The sequence below is a fragment of the Pseudomonas fluvialis genome (assembly GCF_014207935.1).
Classification (GTDB): Bacteria; Pseudomonadota; Gammaproteobacteria; order Pseudomonadales; family Pseudomonadaceae; genus Aquipseudomonas; species Aquipseudomonas fluvialis_A.
The window spans coordinates 82,186-97,403 of sequence record NZ_JACHLL010000008.1 but is presented as its reverse complement, the minus strand read 5'-3'; the positions used below and the strand labels follow the sequence as shown (position 1 = coordinate 97,403).

Annotated in this window: 14 protein-coding genes; 7 read left to right on the top strand and 7 right to left on the bottom strand. The window is 63.1% G+C overall.

From position 1 onward, the window contains the following. Positions 1 to 390: 390 nt before the first annotated feature. Genes HNP49_RS17980 through HNP49_RS17950 form a run of 7 tightly spaced genes read left to right on the top strand, consistent with a single transcriptional unit; the run spans position 391 to position 9,263 of the window. Positions 391 to 780 carry a MerR family DNA-binding transcriptional regulator gene (locus tag HNP49_RS17980; protein WP_095940013.1) on the top strand — a complete coding sequence of 130 codons (390 nt, stop codon included), beginning with the start codon at positions 391 to 393 and terminating at the stop codon, positions 778 to 780. A gap of 40 nt (positions 781 to 820) precedes the next feature. After that, a complete protein-coding gene (locus HNP49_RS17975; RefSeq protein WP_184685580.1) occupies positions 821 to 1,984 on the top strand; it encodes an isovaleryl-CoA dehydrogenase in 1,164 nt (387 codons plus the stop codon). Positions 1,985 to 2,034: 50 nt separating this feature from the next. Further along, positions 2,035 to 3,642: a carboxyl transferase domain-containing protein gene (locus tag HNP49_RS17970; protein ID WP_184685578.1), complete on the top strand. Its 1,608-nt coding sequence runs from the start codon at positions 2,035 to 2,037 to the stop codon at positions 3,640 to 3,642. A 5-nt stretch (positions 3,643 to 3,647) separates the two neighbouring features. After that, positions 3,648 to 4,445, top strand: a complete 798-nt coding sequence (locus tag HNP49_RS17965; RefSeq protein WP_184685577.1) for a gamma-carboxygeranoyl-CoA hydratase — start codon at positions 3,648 to 3,650, stop codon at positions 4,443 to 4,445. Next, complete coding sequence (locus HNP49_RS17960) at positions 4,445 to 6,394, top strand: acetyl/propionyl/methylcrotonyl-CoA carboxylase subunit alpha (protein WP_184685576.1); 1,950 nt, start codon at positions 4,445 to 4,447, stop codon at positions 6,392 to 6,394. The genes HNP49_RS17965 and HNP49_RS17960 overlap by 1 nt, the downstream gene beginning before the upstream one ends. Then, on the top strand, positions 6,391 to 7,305 hold the full coding sequence (locus HNP49_RS17955; RefSeq protein ID WP_221445294.1) for a hydroxymethylglutaryl-CoA lyase: 915 nt from the start codon (positions 6,391 to 6,393) through the stop codon (positions 7,303 to 7,305). Before HNP49_RS17960 ends, HNP49_RS17955 begins: the two co-directional genes overlap by 4 nt. A 2-nt stretch (positions 7,306 to 7,307) precedes the next feature. Then, positions 7,308 to 9,263, top strand: a complete 1,956-nt coding sequence (locus HNP49_RS17950; RefSeq protein ID WP_184685574.1) for an acetoacetate--CoA ligase — start codon at positions 7,308 to 7,310, stop codon at positions 9,261 to 9,263. Here HNP49_RS17950 and HNP49_RS17945 read toward each other — a convergent pair. From HNP49_RS17945 to aroC, 7 genes are all read right to left on the bottom strand, one after another. After that, the gene (locus tag HNP49_RS17945; RefSeq protein WP_095940018.1) at positions 9,260 to 9,475 is read right to left on the bottom strand and encodes a VF530 family DNA-binding protein; all 216 of its coding nucleotides are present in this window, start codon (positions 9,473 to 9,475) and stop codon (positions 9,260 to 9,262) included. The genes HNP49_RS17950 and HNP49_RS17945 overlap by 4 nt on opposite strands. Before the next feature lie 77 nt (positions 9,476 to 9,552). Further along, positions 9,553 to 11,592, bottom strand: a complete 2,040-nt coding sequence (locus HNP49_RS17940) for an LTA synthase family protein (RefSeq protein ID WP_184685573.1) — start codon at positions 11,590 to 11,592, stop codon at positions 9,553 to 9,555. A gap of 111 nt (positions 11,593 to 11,703) precedes the next feature. Continuing rightward, positions 11,704 to 11,895, bottom strand: coding sequence for a PLDc N-terminal domain-containing protein (locus HNP49_RS17935; protein ID WP_184685571.1), 192 nt, complete (start codon positions 11,893 to 11,895; stop codon positions 11,704 to 11,706). 9 nt (positions 11,896 to 11,904) lie between these two features. Continuing rightward, complete coding sequence (locus HNP49_RS17930) at positions 11,905 to 12,300, bottom strand: MAPEG family protein (protein WP_184685568.1); 396 nt, start codon at positions 12,298 to 12,300, stop codon at positions 11,905 to 11,907. 70 nt (positions 12,301 to 12,370) lie between these two features. Then, entirely contained in the window at positions 12,371 to 12,913 is a 543-nt protein-coding gene (locus HNP49_RS17925; protein ID WP_184685566.1) for a cupin domain-containing protein, read from the bottom strand. Then, positions 12,910 to 14,091: an MFS transporter gene (locus HNP49_RS17920; RefSeq protein ID WP_184685565.1), complete on the bottom strand. Its 1,182-nt coding sequence runs from the start codon at positions 14,089 to 14,091 to the stop codon at positions 12,910 to 12,912. The genes HNP49_RS17925 and HNP49_RS17920 overlap by 4 nt, the downstream gene beginning before the upstream one ends. After that, a complete protein-coding gene (gene aroC, locus HNP49_RS17915) occupies positions 14,088 to 15,179 on the bottom strand; it encodes a chorismate synthase (protein ID WP_184685560.1) in 1,092 nt (363 codons plus the stop codon). The genes HNP49_RS17920 and aroC overlap by 4 nt, the downstream gene beginning before the upstream one ends. Positions 15,180 to 15,218 lie beyond the last annotated feature (39 nt).

Genomic DNA, 15,218 nt, shown 5'->3' with positions numbered 1-15,218 from the left:
TACTCAACCGCTTGCGCTTCTGATCAGCCATTCAGCTTCTCGTCAGCGGGAGGCGAATTCTACAGGATCATCGATCACTGTCAACACCCTCCACAGCCACTTTTGAAAACCTTCTTCAAAAGCGCGGAGCCGTATAACCAAGCCCCCAACCCTCAGCACCCGCCAGAACATAACTTATTGTTTTGGAAGGCTTTCTTTGCAGAAGCGCTGAAAGTGGGGCGCATTATAGGGCCGCAGATTTCAACGTCAACCAGCATTTCACAAATATCTTACAAATGCCGCCCTAATGAACGATTACACCAGCAAAGCGACAGAAATCACGCTCAACACGTTGACGTATACGTAAAGCATGCCTTACGTTTACGTAAAGGTAATAGAAAAAGTGCCCTTATGAGCAGCTCCTACAGCATCTCCGACCTGGCCCGCGAGCTGGACATCACCACCCGCGCCATCCGCTTCTACGAAGAGCAAGGCATGCTCACCCCCGAGAGGCGCGGCCAGGAACGGGTTTACTCCCCCAAAGACAAGGTGACACTCAAGCTGATCCTGCGCGGCAAGCGCATCGGCTTTTCCCTAGCCGAGTGCAAAGAGCTGATCGAGCTGTACGACCCCGAAAGCGGGAACCGCAAGCAGCTGGAAACCTTCATGCACAAGATTGCCGAGCGCCGTGCTCAGCTTGAGCAGCAGCTACTCGACATCCAGCAGATGCAGCTGGAACTGGATACCGCCGAAGAGCGCTGCCTGGCAGCGCTTGAGGCAACCGAATCACAACAGGCCTAACTCCCCTCTTCATTAATAAAGACAAGACACAGGTGGAACCATGAGCTATCCGTCCCTCAACTTCGGTCTCGGCGAGACTATCGACATGCTTCGCGACTCAGTCCGCCAGTTCGCCCAGGCCGAACTGGCGCCACGCGCCGCGCAGATCGACCGGGACAACGAGTTCCCCATGGACATGTGGCGCAAGTTCGGCGACATGGGCCTGCTCGGCATGACAGTCGCGGAGGAATACGGCGGCACCAACATGGGCTACCTGGCGCACGTGATTGCCATGGAAGAAATCAGCCGCGCCTCGGCCTCGGTCGGGCTGTCGTATGGCGCGCACTCCAACCTGTGCGTCAACCAGATCCACAAGAACGGTACCCACGAGCAAAAGGCCAAGTACCTGCCCAAGCTGTGCTCTGGCGAGCACATCGGCGCGCTGGCCATGAGCGAGCCCAATGCCGGCTCCGACGTGGTGTCTATGAAGCTGCGCGCCGACCGCAAGGGCGACCACTATGTGCTCAACGGCAACAAGATGTGGATCACCAACGGCCCGGATGCCAACACCTATGTGATCTATGCCAAGACTGACGTCAATGCCGGCTCCAAGGGCATGACCGCCTTTATCGTCGAGCGCGACTTCAAGGGTTTCTCTCGCCACCAGAAACTCGACAAGCTGGGCATGCGCGGCTCCAACACCTGCGAGTTGGTATTCGAGGACTGCGAAGTGCCGGCGGAAAACACCCTCGGAGCCGAGGGGCGCGGTGTAGCAGTGCTGATGAGCGGCCTGGACTACGAGCGCACCGTCCTCTCCGGCGGCCCGACCGGGATCATGCAGGCCTGCATGGACGTGGTAGTGCCTTACGTACACGAACGCCGCCAGTTCAATCAGTCGATCGGCGAATTCCAGCTCATCCAGGGCAAGCTGGCCGACATGTATGCCGGCATGAATGCTTCGAAGTCCTACCTTTATAACGTGGCCAAGGCCTGCGACCGCGGCGAGGAGTCGCGCAAGGATGCCGCGGCGGTCATTCTCTACACCGCCGAGATGGCCACCAAGATGGCACTGGATACCATCCAGATCCTCGGTGGTAACGGCTACACCAATGAATACCCGGCCGGCCGTCTGCTGCGCGACGCCAAACTCTACGAGATCGGCGCCGGCACCAGCGAAATCCGCCGCATGCTGATCGGCCGCGAGCTGTTCAACGAAACCAAGTGACCCGTCGCCGGCCACTGGCCGGCGTAACGCCGAGAGACGGAGTGCGCCAGATGGCCATCCTCAACACCCAGATCAATACCCGCTCGCCGGAGTACGCCGCCAACCAGGCTGCGATGCAGCGCCAAGTCGATGAGCTGCAGCGGCTGCTCAATCACATCCATCAGGGCGGCGGTGCCAAGGCACAGGAGCGGCATACCTCGCGTGGCAAACTGCTGCCCCGTGAGCGTATCAACGCCCTGCTCGACCCTGGTTCGCCCTTTCTGGAGGTCGCCCCGCTGGCCGCTCATGAGGTGTACGGCGAAGACGTGCCGGCCGCTGGTGTGGTGGCAGGTATCGGTCGGGTCAGCGGCGTGGAATGCATGATCGTGGCCAACGATGCCACGGTCAAAGGCGGAAGCTACTACCCGCTGACGGTGAAGAAGCACCTGCGTGCACAGACCATCGCTCAGCAGAACCGTCTGCCCTGTATCTATCTGGTGGACTCCGGCGGCGCCAACCTGCCAAGGCAGGACGAGGTATTCCCCGACCGCGAGCACTTCGGGCGCATCTTCTTCAATCAGGCCAACATGAGCGCAATGGGCATTCCGCAAATTGCCGTGGTGATGGGTTCCTGCACCGCCGGTGGCGCCTATGTACCGGCTATGGCCGACGAAGCCATCATGGTGCGCAACCAGGCCACCATCTTCCTTGCTGGGCCACCGCTGGTTCGCGCGGCCACCGGTGAAGTGGTCAGTGCCGAAGACCTCGGCGGTGCCGATGTTCACTGCAAGACCTCGGGCGTTGCCGACCACTATGCCGAGAACGACGAGCACGCCCTGGCCATCGCCCGCCGCTCGATCGCCAACCTGAACTGGCGCAAACAGGGCCAGCTGCAGTCGCGCACGCCGATTGCGCCGCGCTACGCCAGCGAGGAGCTGTACGGGGTGATTCCTGCTGACAGCAAGCAGCCCTTCGATGTACGCGAAGTGATCGCCCGTCTGGTTGACGACTCGCAGTTCGATGAATTCAAGGCGCTGTTCGGCACCACCCTGGTCTGTGGTTTCGCGCACTTGCACGGCTACCCGGTGGCGATCCTGGCCAACAACGGCATTCTCTTCGCAGAGTCGGCACAAAAAGGCGCGCACTTTGTCGAGCTGGCCTGCCAGCGCGGCATTCCGCTGCTGTTTCTGCAGAACATCACCGGCTTCATGGTCGGGCAGAAGTATGAAGCCGGCGGTATCGCCAAACATGGCGCCAAGCTGGTGACCGCCGTGGCCTGTGCCAAGGTGCCGAAATTCACCGTGATCATTGGCGGCAGTTTTGGCGCCGGCAACTACGGCATGTGCGGCCGCGCCTACGATCCGCGCTTCCTGTGGATGTGGCCCAACGCGCGAATCTCCGTGATGGGCGGCGAACAGGCTGCCGGCGTGCTGGCTCAGGTCAAGCGCGAGCAGGCCGAACGCAGCGGGCAGAGCTTAAGCGCCGACGAGGAGCAGCAGCTCAAGGCGCCGATTCTGGAACAGTACGAGCGCCAGGGGCATCCCTACTACTCCAGCGCCCGCCTGTGGGACGACGGCGTGATCGACCCGGCGCAGACCCGCGACGTACTGGGCCTGGCACTCTCGGCCAGCCTCAACGCTACCATCGAGCCGACCCAGTTCGGCATTTTCCGGATGTAATGAGCATGACCACCTTCAACAGCGTCGAGCTGGTCAAAGACCCGCGCGGTTTCGCCACCCTTTGGCTGAACCGTCCGGAGAAGAACAACGCCTTCAACGCCGAGATGATCCGCGAGCTGATCCTCGCGCTGGATGCCGTCCAGGAAGACAAAACCCTGCGCTTTCTGGTGCTGCGCGGGCGCGGCAAGCACTTCTCCGCCGGCGCGGATCTGGCCTGGATGCAACAGGCCGCCGGCCTCGACTACAACGCCAATCTGAACGATGCCCGCGAACTGGCCGAGCTGATGTACAACCTGTACTACCTGAAGATCCCGACCCTAGCCGTGGTCCAGGGCGCCGCCTTCGGTGGCGCGGTAGGACTGGTCAGCTGCTGCGACATGGCCATCGGTGCCGAAGATGCACTGTTCTCTCTGTCCGAGGTGCGCATTGGCCTAGCCCCGGCAGTGATCAGCCCCTTCGTCGTACAGGCTTTGGGCGAGCGAGCGGCCAAGCGCTATGCGCTCACCGCCGAGCGCTTCGATGGCCAGCGCGCCCGTGAGCTCGGCCTGCTCGCCGAATGCTACTCAGCCATTGAACTGGACAGCGAGGCGGAGAGCTGGATCACCAACCTGCTGCTGAACAGCCCGCAGGCCATGCAGGCCAGCAAGGATCTGCTGCGCGAAGTCGGCCCGGGCGCCCTCAGCCCAGCGCTGCGTCGCTACACGGAAAACGCCATCGCCCGCATCCGCGTCAGCGCCGAAGGCCAGGAGGGCCTCAACGCCTTCCTCAACAAACGCACGCCAGCCTGGCAGGAGTCGCACTGATGAAGCCGATCAACACCCTGCTGGTGGCCAACCGTGGCGAGATCGCCTGCCGCGTGATGCGCAGCGCCAAGGCTATGGGCATTCGCACCGTGGCCGTGCACAGCGCCATCGACCAACACGCCCGGCATGTGGGCGAGGCCGATATCGCCATCGATCTGGGCGGTGCCAAACCTGCCGACAGCTATCTGCTGGCCGACAAGATCATCGCTGCCGCCAAGGCCAGCGGCGCTCAGGCCATCCACCCTGGGTACGGTTTCCTTTCAGAGAATGCCGATTTCGCCCAGCTCTGCGCCGAACACAATCTGCTCTTTCTCGGCCCACCGGCCAGCGCCATCCGCGCCATGGGCAGCAAGTCCGCCGCCAAGGCGCTGATGGAAGAAGCCGGCGTCCCCCTAGTTCCTGGCTACCATGGCGAGGCGCAGGACCTGGCAACCTTCCGCGCCGCTTCCGCAACCATCAGCTATCCGGTACTGCTCAAGGCTGCTGCCGGTGGCGGCGGCAAGGGCATGAAAGTGGTGGAAAGCGAAGCGCAACTGGCCGAAGCCCTCGCCTCTGCCCAGCGCGAAGCGCAGTCCGCCTTCGGTGATTCGCGCATGCTTGTCGAGAAATACGTGCTGCAGCCACGCCACGTGGAAATCCAGGTGTTCGCCGACAGCCATGGTAACTGTCTGTATCTGAATGAGCGTGACTGCTCGATCCAGCGTCGCCACCAGAAGGTGGTCGAGGAAGCTCCGGCGCCGGGACTTTCGCCCGAACTGCGCCGCGCCATGGGCGAGGCCGCGGTCAAGGCCGCCCAGGCCATCGGCTATGTCGGCGCCGGCACCGTGGAGTTTCTGCTGGATGCCCGTGGCCAGTTCTTCTTTATGGAAATGAACACCCGCCTGCAGGTGGAGCACCCGGTTACCGAGGCCATCACCGGCCTCGACCTGGTCGCCTGGCAGATACGCGTGGCCCGGGGCGAGGCACTGCCGATTACCCAGGAGCAGGTCCCGCTCAGGGGGCATGCGATCGAGGTCCGTCTGTATGCCGAAGACACCGAGCAGGACTTCCTGCCGGCCTCCGGCACCCTCGCCCTCTACCGGGAGCCAGCCACCGGCGAAGGTCGACGCGTCGACAGCGGCGTACGCCAGGGTGATGCCATCTCACCGTTCTACGACCCGATGCTGGCCAAGCTGATCGCCTGGGGCGAGAACCGTGAGGAGGCGCGCCTGCGTCTGCTCAGCATGCTCGCCGACACCAGCGTCGGCGGCTTCAAGACCAACCTCGCCTTCCTCCAGCGTGTACTGGCTCACCCGGCCTTCGCCGCGGCCGAACTGGATACCGGCTTTATCGGCCGTCATCAGGCCGCGCTGCTGCCTGCACCCGCCGAACTGCCGGAAGAGTTCTGGCAGATGGCCGGCCAGGCCTGGGTGCAGAGCGAAGCCGGCCTGGGCCGGGCCGATGATCCGCATTCGCCCTGGGCCATGCACAACGGCTGGCGCGCCGGGCTGCCGGCCGAAATCAGCCTGCACCTGAGCTGTCAGGGACAACGCCACTGGCTGCGCCTGCGTCAGCAGGCGACCGAGCCGCGGTGGTGCCTGGCTGGCGAGCGCCTCTACTGCCAGGACCAGGGCCAACTGAGCAGCCGCCGCGCCATTCGCCAGGGTGAGGCACTGTTCATCGAGTGGCAGGGAGAGCTTCGTGAAGTGCGCCGCGTCGACCCGATTGCAGAGGCTGAAGCCAGCCATGCCCAGCACGGCGGTCTGACCGCCCCGATGAATGGCAGCATCGTGCGTATCCTGGTGGCAGCCGGTCAGGCCGTGGAAGCCGGCACCGCGCTGGTGGTACTGGAAGCCATGAAGATGGAGCACAGCATTCGTGCGCCTCATGCCGGCATCGTCAAGGCGCTGTACTGCGCCGAAGGTGACCTGGTCAGCGAAGGCAGCGCGCTGGTGGAGCTGGAAGAATGAGCATCGCCCTTCCCCGTCAGGTCCGCCTGGTCGAAGTCGGCCCGCGCGACGGCCTGCAGAACGAAAAACAGCCAATCAGCGTGGCCGACAAGGTACGCCTGACCGACGACCTGAGCGCCGCCGGCCTTTCCTATATAGAAGTCGGCAGTTTCGTGTCGCCCAAGTGGGTACCACAGATGGCCGGCAGCGCCGAAGTCTTTGCCGGAATCCACAAGAAACCCGGTGTGATCTATGGCGCCCTTACGCCCAACCTCAAAGGCTTCGAGGCTGCCGTGAAAGCGGGAGTGAAGGAAGTCGCGGTGTTCGCCGCCGCCTCCGAGGCCTTCTCGCAGAAGAACATCAACTGCTCCATCGCCGAAAGCCTCGCGCGCTTCGTGCCGGTGATGGAAGCGGCCAAGGCCCACGGCATCACGGTGCGCGGCTATGTATCCTGCGTACTCGGCTGCCCCTACGAAGGCGAGATCCGCGCCGAGCAGGTTGCTCCCGTGGCCCGCGAGCTGCTGGCCATGGGCTGCTACGAAGTCTCGCTAGGCGACACCATCGGTGTCGGCACCGCCGGGCAGACTCGCCGCCTGTTCGAGGTGGTCGGTCGTGATATCCCGCGCGAGAAACTCGCCGGGCACTTCCACGACACCTACGGCCAGGCGCTGGCCAATATCTACGCCAGCCTGCTGGAAGGCATCAATGTGTTCGACAGCTCGGTCGCAGGCCTGGGCGGCTGCCCCTACGCCAAGGGCGCCACCGGCAACGTTGCCACCGAGGACGTGCTCTACCTGCTCAATGGCCTGGGCATCCACACCGGTATCGACATGGACCAACTGATCGCCGCCGGCCAGCGCATCTGCGACGTGCTCGGCAAGCCCAATGGCTCTCGGGTGGCCCGCGCCCGCCTCGGCTGCCAGGGAGTCTGAGCATGAACACCCCGCTCTGGGCTCCGTCCGCCGAACGCATCGCCGCCAGCCGCATGGATACCTTCCGCCGCTTCGTCAACCAGCGTCACGCACTCCAGCTGGACGACTACCCGGCGCTGCATGCCTGGAGCGTTGAGCAACGCGAGGCTTTCTGGCAGGCCATCGTCGATTTCTTCGACATCCGCTTCAGCCAGCAGCCCGAGTGCGTGCTGCGCGAGGGCGATGCCATGCCCAGCGCTCACTGGTTCCCCGGCGCCAGCCTGAATTTCGCCGAACACCTACTGCGCCGCCGCGACGATCATCCGGCGCTGGTCGCCATCGGCGAGGACGGTAGCCGCGAGCAGCTCTCCTATGCCGAGCTGGCCACCCATGTCGCCGGCCTGCAGCAGAGCCTCAGGGCCGCCGGTGTCGGCATCGGTGACCGCGTGGCCGCCTTTATGCCCAACACCTGGCAGACGGTGGTCGGCATGCTCGCCACCGCCAGCCTCGGTGCCACCTGGTCATCCTGCTCCCCGGACTTCGGTACTCAGGGGGTGATCGACCGCTTCGGCCAGATCGAACCCAAGGTGCTGATCGCCGCCGCTGGCTATCGCTACGCCGGCAAGAACCTCGACCTGACGGCCAAACTCAACGAAATCCTCGAACGCCTGCCTTCGCTGGCACAACTGGTGGTGGTGCCCTACTCCCGCCCTGAAGCCCAGGCGGACGACTTCCACACCAACGCCTGCGTCGCCCTGTGGCAGGACTTCTATCAGGCCGGCGGCGAGCCGCAGTTCACGCCGGTCGCCTTCGAGCAGCCGCTGTACATCCTTTATTCCAGCGGCACCACCGGCGTGCCCAAGTGCATCGTGCATGGCGTCGGCGGCACCCTGCTGCAGCACGTCAAGGAACTGGACCTGCACACCGACCTGACGGCCGACGACACCCTGTTCTACTACACCACCTGCGGCTGGATGATGTGGAACTGGCTGGTCTCAGGGTTAGCCCTGGGCGCCACTCTGGTGCTGTTCGACGGCTCGCCGTTCCATCCCACGGCCGAGCGCCTGATCGACCTGATCGACGCCGAGAACATCAGCCTCTTCGGTACCAGCGCCAAGTTCATCGCTGCCCTGGAAAAGGCCGGCGCCAAGCCACGCGAAACTCACAAGCTGAGCCGGCTGAAGGCCATTCTCTCCACCGGCTCACCGCTGGCCCACGAGAGCTTCGAGTACGTCTACCGTGACATCAAGGCCGACCTCTGCCTGTCCTCCATCTCCGGCGGCACCGACATCGTCTCCTGTTTCGCTCTCGGCAACCCGACCCTGCCGGTCTGGCGCGGCGAGCTGCAGTGCAAGGGCCTGGGGATGGACGTGCAGGTATGGAATGACGAAGGCCGCCCGGTCACCGGGGAAAAAGGCGAGTTGATCTGCGCCCGCCACTTCCCATCCATGCCGGTGGGATTCTGGAACGACGCTGGTGGCGAGAAATTCCACGCTGCCTACTTCGCCAGCTTCCCCGGTGTCTGGGCCCATGGCGACTACGCCGAGATCACCGATCACGGCGGTCTGGTGATCCACGGCCGCTCGGACGCAGTGCTCAACCCCGGCGGCGTGCGCATCGGTACCGCCGAGATCTACCGTCAGGTGGAAAAGGTGCCGCAGGTGCTGGAGTCCATCGCCATCGGTCAGGACTGGGATAGCGACGTGCGCGTGGTGCTGTTCGTCCGTCTGCGCGAAGGTGTCGTGCTGGATGACACTCTTCAGGCCGAAATCCGCCAGGTGATCCGCGCCAACGCCACGCCGCGCCATGTGCCGGCGATGATCATCCAGGTCGCCGACATCCCGCGCACCATCAGCGGCAAGATTGTCGAGCTGGCGGTGCGCAACGTGGTGCACGGCAGGCCGGTGAAGAACACCGACGCCCTAGCCAACCCCCAAGCGCTGGAACTCTTCCGTGACCTGCCGGAGCTGATGAGTTAACGGCTTTTGAGCTGAATATAGAGAGCCTCGACCTTCTCCCGCGCCCAGGGCGTCTTGCGCAGGAAGGTCAGGCTCGACTTGATGCTCGGGTCGCTCTTGAAGCAGCGGATATCGATGCGCTGGCCCAGGCCACTCCAGCCGTAGGTGTCCACCAGTTCGACCAGAATGGCCTGCAGGGTGACACCGTGGAGTGGATCTTTGGCAGTTGTCATGACGGCTATCGGCAACAGGAAATGGCTGCGCAGCTTAGTGCAGCGCAGCCACTTCGACTAGCCCAAGCCACTTGCAATCATGGGGCCGCACTGGCGCCTGCCGTGTTGTTCAGCAGGCTCTGGGTGGCCACCTGCAGGTAGGCATGCAGACGCTGACGCAACGACTTGGCCCGCTCGCCATCCTCGATGAGTTCAGCCTTCGGCGTAGCCCCCAATTGGTAGCGATACAGGCGCGGTTCCAGATCTTTCGGCTCCACAAGGATCTGCTCGCCACTGATCAGGGCAACGGTCTGGTCACTGCCGGAAGGCTTCACCACAGCAAAGCCGGGATCGCCAGCCGGCAAGCCAAGCAGGTCTCGTCCCCAGCACTGATGACGGGTTTCTCCGCCAAGGCGCCCCATGATGGTAGGCACCACATCGACCTGCGAGCCGACCACATCGCTCTGTGTACCAAAACGTTCCTGAATGCCCGGCGCGATCAGCAAAAGCGGCACATTGAAGCGCAACATGTTCAGCTCGGTGAGCTGATCGGGCACACCAAAGCCGTGGTCGCCAACAATGACAAACAGCGTCTTGTCGTAGTAAGGCGACTGTTTCGCCTTGGCAAAGAACTGGCCCAACGCCCAGTCCGAATAGCGCATGGCCGTCAGGTGCAGATTCTGCCCACCCTGCCCCGTCACCGCCGGCACTGGCAGCGGATCTGGCAGCGCGTAAGGCGTGTGGTTGGACAGGCTTTGCAGCAAGGCATAGAAAGGCTTTTCCGGCACCAGCTTGGCCAGCTCAGCCGCTCCCCGGTCGAACATGTCCTGATCCGAGACACCCCAGGTCGGATCCATGTACACCGGATTGACGAAATCCTCGCGACCAATGAAACGGGTCATGCCCTGGTTACTGAAGAAGCCCGACTGGTTATCCCACTGGAAGTTGCCGTTGTAGACATACAGGTCGTCGAACTGACGGGCGCTGAGCAGTTGCGGCAGGCCGGAAAACTTATGCGCCCCTTCGGGCATGCGCATCAGGTACTCGAAGCTCGGCAGGTTCGGGAAGCAGGCCATGGTGGCAAACATGCCCTGGTGGGTATGAGTACCATTGGAGAAAAGCCGGGTGAACAGCAGCCCCTCCTTGGCCAGGCGATCGAAGTTCGGCGTGATGCCATGAGAATCACCCAGCGCTCCCACCGAATGCCCGGCGAAGCTTTCCAGCAGGATCACCACCACATTCTGAATTGGCAGCAACGCATCCGGGGCCGGACGGAAATCACGACGGACTGCCGCAAGGTCTGCATCCACCAGTTGATCGTGTTCGGTCAGCAGCATCTGGCGCACCAGGCTAGTTGCCTCGGCCTCCGGCAGTGTCGCCTGCCAGGCATGATCGCGATGACTGGAGAAGGTGTTTTTCGCCGCATCAACCAAGCTCAATGTGCCATTGAGGCCCAACTGATTGGCAAACATCGAATCGGTGGTGAAGGCGTCACCCCAGCGCAGTGGCGGCCCCTGCTTGATGGTGCCACGCGCCGCCAGCACGGTCGGCATGAGCAGCACCAGAAACAGTGCAGTACGCCGCACCCAATGGCTCTGTGGAACAGGCTGATCACTACGGGTGTGCAGATCCAGCCAACTGAACAGCGCCCACAGGCCCACAGTTGCCAGGGCCCATGCCAGCAGATAGCGCAGCACCGGATAGCCATGCCAGAGCATGCTCAATACGGTCTGAAGGTCTTCCTCGAAATACTGGAACACCAGGCTATTCAGACGCTGCTGAAACTCGCGGTAGAAATCCAGCTCCAGCACACCGAGAAACAGTGTGAGGCTGGCGAACAGGGTGAGCCACAGCCGCTGCCAGTCACGACGGATCATCGCCGTCTGATTGAGCAACGCCAGCAACAGCGGTGCGCAGGCATACACGGTCAGTCGCAGGTCAAAGCGCAAGCCATTGAAAAAGGCTTCAGCCAGGGTCAGCGTGCTGGCCTCACCGATCAGCTCACGGTTGTAGAACAGCAGCAGTGCCCGCAGCGAGCTGCACAGCAGCAGAAAGATCAGTGCCGCTCCAGCCGTAAAGGCCAGATGCTGACGAACCGAAGGGGCGTTAAGAACAGGTGAAGCCGTGGTTGCAGACATGGGGCTACCGTTGCCAGTTCATCAAAGGCCCTTGCTGGAGGGGCCGATCGTGAAAAAGGCGCGCAGCTTAGCCCTGCCCCTGTGAAAAACCTGTCATGCCCTGCAAGCCATTCACACCGTCTTGACCCGGCGTGGCCCCACCAAAGCCCAGATGATCAGTCCGATCAGGGGCAGGAACAACAACAGCAGAATCCACAGCACCTTGAAGCCGACCTCGGCACTGCTGTTGACCACTTCGAGGATCGCCCACAACACCAGGGCGATGAAGCCGAGACTGACCAGGGTACTGAACAGGGTAGCCATGCGACCTCCTCAGACGTGGCTCATGGCTAGAAGGAAGTTGGCCAACGCAAGGCCAAGGATCACCAGCCAGGTGGCCAGGGTGCCGAAGAAGCGCCCGCGCGAGTATTGACCCTGAGTCGCCAGAAAGCCGTAGGCATGGGCGATGCGCGCCACCAGCAGGGAGAGACCTGCCAGGTGCAGGAGAATCGGCGACAGACCGTTGAGTTCGGCCAGTGCCAGCAGGATCAGGGCCAGCGGAATGTTCTCCAGCGCATTGGCATGGGCGCGGATACGCACCTGCAGTGCCTGATTGCCGGCATCGCCGAGACCGATCTTGGCACCCTTGCGGATGGCCACGACCAACGCGGCCAGCACCATGACCAGAGCGGCCAGCAGGGAGGCATACAAAGCGGTAATAGGCAGCATGAAATTCTCCTTTCTTGTTGTTGTGTGGGGAAGACTAACCGTAGCGCCAACAGGTTGTCGCGTGAACCGATCAATCCTCCAGACGGTTGAAGCGACTGGCGATTTCATCGCCGCTGTACTCGGCCTGCCAGCCATCGGCTTGCCCCAGCAAACGCAGCGTCACGTAGCTCGGTCGCTCACCCATGTCGAACCAGTGCCAGGTATTGGCCGGGATCACCAGCAGATCACCGCGCTCGCACAGTACTTCATAGACATGGTCGGCGATGTGCAGGCTGAACAGGCCCTGCCCGGCTACGAAGAATCGCGCCTCGACGCCCGCATGCCGGTGCTCGGCCAGGTAGCGGTCACGCAGCTCGATCCGGTCGGCCTGATCCGGGCCCACCCGGCTGATCTCGACCCGCGGGTAGTCGCCGGTAGCCTGTAGTGCCGCGAGCGGCTCACGGTAGGCGGCCAGAATCGCTGCGTCATCGGCGTCGGCCGGCAACTGGCCTCGCGGCCACTGGGCAAACTGCACGCCCAGCTCAGCCAGGGTTGCGCTGATGTGTTCGGGCAGGCTGAGCACCTTGTTGGGCACGGCCGGTAGACTCTCGTGGTAGACGCTCAGGCGGCTCATGATCGGTTCTCCCGTGATTCGGAATGCACAGCAGTGTCACGCAAACAGGCGGCCATGATAGCCGCTGCGGCCAGTGCCGCCACACTGGCCAGGGCAAAGGTCCAGGCCGGCCCCAGGCTGTTCCAGCTGTAGCCGGCATAGAGAGCGCCCAGCGCGCCACCTACACCGGCCAGCGCGGCATACAACGCCTGGCCCTGACCTTGCTGGCCGGGGCCGAAACTACGCTGTACGAAGTGAATGGCCGCAGCGTGGAAACTGCCAAAGGTAGCGGCATGCAGCAGCTGGGCAAACAGCAGCAGCCACAGCTGATCGGCGACAAAGCCCAGCAGCAACCAGCGCAGCGCGGCAATCAGAAAGCTGGCAATCAGCAGCTGTTTCAGACTGACATGCTGCAGCAGACGCGCCATGCCCATGAACAGCAGGATCTCCGCCACCACGCCGAGCGCCCACAGCTGACCGATCACGCCCCGCGAGTAGCCCAGGCTTTCCAGGTGAATGGTGATGAAGGTGTAGTACGGCCCGTGTGACAGCTGCATCAACGCCACACAGAGGTAAAAGGCGATAACGCCCGGCTGCATCAACTGCCGGACAAAGCCATGGCCGGCGCTGTGCTGCAGATGGGTGATCGGTCGGGCATCGGGTACCCAGCAGCTGGACAGGGCAATGCCCGCGATTATCGCCAGCAGCACCCAGGGATAGATGCTCAGACTGAACACCTCGAACAGCTCACCCAGGCCCACTACCGTGAGGATGAAGCCGATCGAGCCCCACAGGCGCAACTGGGTGTAGCGTGCCGACTGCTCGCGCAGGTGCGCCAGGGTGATGACCTCGAACTGCGGCAGCACCGCGTGCCAGAAGAACGCATGCAGCGCCATCACCAGCGCCAGCCAGGCATAGCTCTGGCTGATGAAGATCAAACTGAGACTGGCCAGCGTGGCGAAGGCACCCAGGCGCACGATCAGCAGACGCTGGCCGGTGCGATCACCGAGCCAGCCCCACAGGTTCGGCGCCACACAGCGCATCAGCATGGGAATGGCCACCAGCTCGCCGATGCGTGCCGGCGAGAAGCCCAGTTGCTCGAAGTACAGCGCCAGAAAAGGCGCCGTGGCTCCGAGCAGGCCGAAGTAGAAGAAATAGAAGCCGGACAGCCGCCAGTACGGCAGCGGCTGGGCCGTCACAGTTGTGGCAGTACCGGCGTGATCACCTGCACGGCGGCGTTCTGCGCGCGGTGACGCAACAGGTGGTCGAGCAGGACGATGGCCATCATCGCCTCGGCGATCGGCGTGGCACGGATACCGACGCACGGGTCGTGGCGACCCTTGGTGATGACCTCCACCGGGTTGCCGTGGATATCGATGGAGCGGCCCGGCGTGGTGATGCTGGAAGTCGGCTTGAGCGCCAGGTGGGCCACAATCGGCTGACCGGAGGAAATGCCACCGAGGATGCCGCCGGCATGGTTGCTGACGAAACCGTCCGGCGTCAGTTCATCGCGGTGCTCGGTGCCGCGCTGGGCAACACAGGCAAAGCCGTCACCGATCTCGACGCCCTTGACCGCGTTGATGCTCATCAGTGCATGGGCCAGCTCGGCGTCCAGGCGATCGAAAATCGGCTCACCCAGGCCCGGCATTACGCCTTCGGCCACCACGGTGATCTTCGCGCCGACCGAATCCTGGTCACGACGCAGCTGGTCCATATAGGCCTCCAGCTCCGGCACCTTGTCCGGGTCGGGACTGAAGAAGGCGTTCTCTTCGACGCTGTCCCAGGTCTTGAAGGGAATCTCGATCGGGCCCAGCTGGCTCATGTAGCCACGCACGGTGATGCCGAAGCCGGCCAGCACCTTCTTGGCGATGGCGCCAGCGGCCACGCGCATGGCGGTTTCGCGCGCCGAGCTGCGGCCACCGCCCCGGTAATCGCGGATGCCGTACTTGTGGTGGTAGGTGTAGTCGGCATGGGCCGGGCGGAACAGATCCTTGATCGCCGAGTAGTCCTTGGACTTCTGGTCGGTATTGCGGATCAGCAGGCCGATCGAGCAGCCAGTGGTCTTGCCTTCGAATACCCCGGCCAGGATTTCGACTTCATCGTCTTCCTGGCGCTGGGTGGTGTGGCGGCTGGTACCCGGCTTGCGGCGATCGAGATCGCGCTGCAGATCCTCAAGGGAAATTTCGATGCCCGGCGGGCAACCGTCAACGATGGCGACCAGCGCAGGACCATGGCTTTCGCCAGCGGTGGTGACGGTGAACAGCTTGCCGTAGGTATTGCCGGACATCACAAGGCTCCGCGGAGGGCTCAAACAGGGCCGCCAGTA